This is a genomic window from Simplicispira sp. GW247-4R2A, assembly GCF_059424465.1.
In genome coordinates, this window is the sequence record NZ_JBWKZM010000048.1 from 1 (window position 1) to 5307 (window position 5307).

A 5307-nucleotide genomic window follows, 5' to 3' on the forward strand; every position below is an offset into this window, starting at 1 on the left:
CCTAAAGTTCTTTGGAACAAAAAGAAGCTGTCAAAGGCTTCGAGGGCTGTAAAAAGCTTTCAAACGCTCATGAGAGAGAAGTGAAGTTCACTTCAATTCTTAATTTTGAGTAGCCTCGAGAGAGGCAAAAAACACAAGATCGAACTGTAGAGTTTGATCCTGGCTCAGATTGAACGCTGGCGGCATGCCTTACACATGCAAGTCGAACGGTAACAGCACTTCGGTGGCTGACGAGTGGCGAACGGGTGAGTAATACATCGGAACGTGCCCGAGAGTGGGGGATAACGCAGCGAAAGCTGTGCTAATACCGCATACGATCTACGGATGAAAGCAGGGGACCGCAAGGCCTTGCGCTCATGGAGCGGCCGATGGCAGATTAGGTAGTTGGTGGGATAAAAGCTTACCAAGCCGACGATCTGTAGCTGGTCTGAGAGGACGACCAGCCACACTGGGACTGAGACACGGCCCAGACTCCTACGGGAGGCAGCAGTGGGGAATTTTGGACAATGGGCGAAAGCCTGATCCAGCCATGCCGCGTGCAGGATGAAGGCCTTCGGGTTGTAAACTGCTTTTGTACGGAACGAAAAGGTCTTTTCTAATAAAGAAGGCTCATGACGGTACCGTAAGAATAAGCACCGGCTAACTACGTGCCAGCAGCCGCGGTAATACGTAGGGTGCAAGCGTTAATCGGAATTACTGGGCGTAAAGCGTGCGCAGGCGGTTATATAAGACAGATGTGAAATCCCCGGGCTCAACCTGGGAACTGCATTAGTGACTGTATAGCTAGAGTGCGGCAGAGGGGGATGGAATTCCGCGTGTAGCAGTGAAATGCGTAGATATGCGGAGGAACACCGATGGCGAAGGCAATCCCCTGGGCCTGCACTGACGCTCATGCACGAAAGCGTGGGGAGCAAACAGGATTAGATACCCTGGTAGTCCACGCCCTAAACGATGTCAACTGGTTGTTGGGAATTTACTTTCTCAGTAACGAAGCTAACGCGTGAAGTTGACCGCCTGGGGAGTACGGCCGCAAGGTTAAAACTCAAAGGAATTGACGGGGACCCGCACAAGCGGTGGATGATGTGGTTTAATTCGATGCAACGCGAAAAACCTTACCCACCTTTGACATGTATGGAAGATCGCAGAGACGCGATTGTGCTCGAAAGAGAGCCATAACACAGGTGCTGCATGGCTGTCGTCAGCTCGTGTCGTGAGATGTTGGGTTAAGTCCCGCAACGAGCGCAACCCTTGTCATTAGTTGCTACATTTAGTTGGGCACTCTAATGAGACTGCCGGTGACAAACCGGAGGAAGGTGGGGATGACGTCAAGTCCTCATGGCCCTTATAGGTGGGGCTACACACGTCATACAATGGCTGGTACAAAGGGTTGCCAACCCGCGAGGGGGAGCCAATCCCATAAAGCCAGTCGTAGTCCGGATCGCAGTCTGCAACTCGACTGCGTGAAGTCGGAATCGCTAGTAATCGTGGATCAGAATGTCACGGTGAATACGTTCCCGGGTCTTGTACACACCGCCCGTCACACCATGGGAGCGGGTTCTGCCAGAAGTAGGTAGCCTAACCGCAAGGAGGGCGCTTACCACGGCAGGGTTCGTGACTGGGGTGAAGTCGTAACAAGGTAGCCGTATCGGAAGGTGCGGCTGGATCACCTCCTTTCTGGAAAACTGGCCAAAGGCCTTGAACGCCCACACTTATCGGTTGTTGGAAGAAGTCGCGAAAGCGCGGTGCAGTGTGAACTGTGCGGTGCTTTGAGGGGCCGGCTTGGGTCTGTAGCTCAGTTGGTTAGAGCACCGTCTTGATAAGGCGGGGGTCGTTGGTTCGAGACCAACCAGACCCACCAAGTGCTGCGGGCTAAAAGATTGGGGCGACACGACAATGCGATTCCTGGGGGGATTAGCTCAGCTGGGAGAGCACCTGCTTTGCAAGCAGGGGGTCGTCGGTTCGATCCCGTCATCCTCCACCAACCCACAACGGTTCGGGTACTCAACACCAAAGTGGCTTTGCGAAAGGCTACTTTGTTGTTGATCGGTATAGATCGATCAATCGGCTGTTCTTTAAAAATTCATAGAGTCGAATCAGCGTTGCTGATGGAAAGCATCGAAAGATGCGCCGTGCCATCAGCAACAAGAATTTTTGATTGCGTCAAAACGAATATTCAAACTTTGGTTTGGAAATTCAAATGTAATTACGATGAAGGCTCGAAAGAGCTGGAAGTCGATTACGGCATAACGCGCAAGGTGAAAGACCTTGCAAGTCCGGCAATGTAATGGAGGTAACTCGATAAGAGTTGTCAAAGTTATAGGGTCAAGTGACTAAGAGCATGTGGTGGATGCCTTGGCGATGATAGGCGACGAAAGACGTGATAGCCTGCGAAAAGCTTCGGGGAGCTGGCAAATAAGCATTGATCCGGAGATATCTGAATGGGGAAACCCACCTAGCAATAGGTATCTTTAACTGAATACATAGGTTATTGAGGCGAACCGGGTGAACTGAAACATCTCAGTAGCTCGAGGAAAAGACATCAACCGAGATTCCGAAAGTAGTGGCGAGCGAAATCGGAGAAGCCGTGCAGTGATAGCACGATGGTTAGCAAAACGGGATGGAAAGCCCGGCCATAGCAGGTGATAGCCCTGTATGCGAAAGCCAACGTGTGGTACTAGGCTGCAGACAAGTAGGGCGGGGCACGAGAAACCCTGTCTGAATATGGGGGGACCATCCTCCAAGGCTAAATACTCATCATCGACCGATAGTGAACCAGTACCGTGAGGGAAAGGCGAAAAGAACCCCGGGAGGGGAGTGAAATAGATCCTGAAACCGCATGCTTACAAAAAGTAGGAGCCCTGAAAGGGGTGACTGCGTACCTTTTGTATAATGGGTCAGCGACTTACATTCAGTGGCAAGGTTAACCGAATAGGGAAGCCGTAGAGAAATCGAGTCCGAATAGGGCGAACATAGTCGCTGGGTGTAGACCCGAAACCAAGTGATCTATCCATGGCCAGGATGAAGGTGCCGTAACAGGTACTGGAGGTCCGAACCGACTAATGTTGCAAAATTAGCGGATGAGCTGTGGATAGGGGCGAAAGGCTAAACAAACTTGGAAATAGCTGGTTCTCTCCGAAAACTATTTAGGTAGTGCCTCAAGTATTACCGTCGGGGGTAGAGCACTGTTTAGGCTAGGGGGTCATGGCGACTTACCAAACCTATGCAAACTCCGAATACCGACGAGTACAGCTTGGGAGACAGAGCACCGGGTGCTAACGTCCGGACTCAAGAGGGAAACAACCCAGACCGCCAGCTAAGGTCCCTAAAATTGGCTAAGTGGGAAACGAAGTGGGAAGGCTAAAACAGTCAGGATGTTGGCTTAGAAGCAGCCATCATTTAAAGAAAGCGTAATAGCTCACTGATCGAGTCGTCCTGCGCGGAAGATGTAACGGGGCTAAGCCAGTTACCGAAGCTGCGGATGTGCAATTTATTGCACGTGGTAGGAGAGCGTTCTGTAGGCCTGTGAAGGTGCCTGGTAATGGGTGCTGGAGGTATCAGAAGTGCGAATGCTGACATGAGTAGCGTTAAAGGGGGTGAAAAGCCCCCTCGCCGTAAGCGCAAGGTTTTCTACGCAACGTTCATCGGCGTAGAGTGAGTCGGCCCCTAAGGCGAGGCAGAGATGCGTAGCTGATGGGAAACAGGTCAATATTCCTGTACCGATCAATAGTGCGATGTGGGGACGGAGAAGGTTAGCTCAGCCAACTGTTGGACATGTTGGTTCAAGCCTGTAGTCGTGCCTGGTAGGCAAATCCGCCGGGCTTAGATGAGGGGTGATAACGAGTCTGCTTGCAGACGAAGTGAGTGATACCCTGCTTCCAGGAAAAGCCACTAAGCTTCAGCTATTGACGACCGTACCGCAAACCGACACTGGTGCGCGAGATGAGTATTCTAAGGCGCTTGAGAGAACTCTGGAGAAGGAACTCGGCAAATTGATACCGTAACTTCGGGAGAAGGTATGCCCCAAGTAGGTGAACCTGTACAAGGCGAGCCCAAAGGGGTTGCAAAAAATCGGTGGCTGCGACTGTTTAATAAAAACACAGCACTCTGCAAACACGAAAGTGGACGTATAGGGTGTGACGCCTGCCCGGTGCTGGAAGATTAAATGATGGGGTGCAAGCTCTTGATTGAAGTCCCAGTAAACGGCGGCCGTAACTATAACGGTCCTAAGGTAGCGAAATTCCTTGTCGGGTAAGTTCCGACCTGCACGAATGGCGTAACGATGGCCACACTGTCTCCTCCAGAGACTCAGCGAAGTTGAAATGTTTGTGATGATGCAATCTACCCGCGGATAGACGGAAAGACCCCATGAACCTTTACTGTAGCTTTGTATTGGACTTTGAACAGATCTGTGTAGGATAGGTGGGAGGCTTTGAAGCAGGGTCGCTAGATCTTGTGGAGCCAACGTTGAAATACCACCCTGGTGTGTTTGAGGTTCTAACCCAGGTCCCTTATCGGGATCGGGGACAGTGCATGGTAGGCAGTTTGACTGGGGCGGTCTCCTCCCAAAGCGTAACGGAGGAGTTCGAAGGTACGCTAGTTACGGTCGGACATCGTGACGATAGTGCAATGGCATAAGCGTGCTTAACTGCGAGACTGACAAGTCGAGCAGATGCGAAAGCAGGACATAGTGATCCGGTGGTTCTGTATGGAAGGGCCATCGCTCAACGGATAAAAGGTACTCTGGGGATAACAGGCTGATACCGCCCAAGAGTTCATATCGACGGCGGTGTTTGGCACCTCGATGTCGGCTCATCTCATCCTGGGGCTGTAGCCGGTCCCAAGGGTATGGCTGTTCGCCATTTAAAGAGGTACGTGAGCTGGGTTTAAAACGTCGTGAGACAGTTTGGTCCCTATCTTCCGTGGGCGCTGCAGATTTGAGGAAGCCTGCTCCTAGTACGAGAGGACCGGAGTGGACACACCTCTGGTGTACCGGTTGTCACGCCAGTGGCATCGCCGGGTAGCTAAGTGTGGAAGAGATAACCGCTGAAAGCATCTAAGCGGGAAACTCGTTTCAAGATGAGATCTGCCGGGGGCTCGACCCCCCTGAAGAGTCGTTCTAGACCAGGACGTTGATAGGCTGGGTGTGGAAGCGCAGCAATGCGTTAAGCTAACCAGTACTAATTGCTCGTGCGGCTTGACCCTATAACTTTGATAAATTCATCAAAGCCGACTGTTATGCCAACAGACGCAATACAAAAATTCCCCTGATTCCATACTCTATGAATTCGCCTGGCTGAGCCGCGCTCA

1 protein-coding gene, 2 tRNA genes and 2 rRNA genes are annotated in these 5307 nt (G+C 51.6%); all 5 read left to right on the top strand.

The features are described 5' to 3' along the window. Positions 1 to 141: 141 nt before the first annotated feature. Positions 142 to 1674 (top strand): 16S ribosomal RNA (locus AC07ZH_RS20340). Positions 1675 to 1781: 107 nt separating this feature from the next. Next, positions 1782 to 1858, top strand: a tRNA-Ile gene (locus AC07ZH_RS20345). A 47-nt stretch (positions 1859 to 1905) separates the two neighbouring features. Then, positions 1906 to 1981: transfer RNA gene (locus tag AC07ZH_RS20350), tRNA-Ala, on the top strand. A 124-nt stretch (positions 1982 to 2105) separates the two neighbouring features. Continuing rightward, complete coding sequence (locus AC07ZH_RS20355; protein WP_147414738.1) at positions 2106 to 2285, top strand: hypothetical protein; 180 nt, start codon at positions 2106 to 2108, stop codon at positions 2283 to 2285. 35 nt (positions 2286 to 2320) lie between these two features. Further along, positions 2321 to 5202 (top strand): 23S ribosomal RNA (locus AC07ZH_RS20360). The 16S and 23S rRNA genes sit together here with 2 tRNA genes alongside, the layout of an rRNA operon. The last annotated feature ends 105 nt before the right edge of the window (positions 5203 to 5307 follow it).

Coding starts and splice junctions, on each gene's coding strand:
- AC07ZH_RS20355 (WP_147414738.1), top strand. CDS start 2,106: ATGGAAAGCATCGAAAGATGCGCCGTGCCATCAGCAACAAGAATTTTT.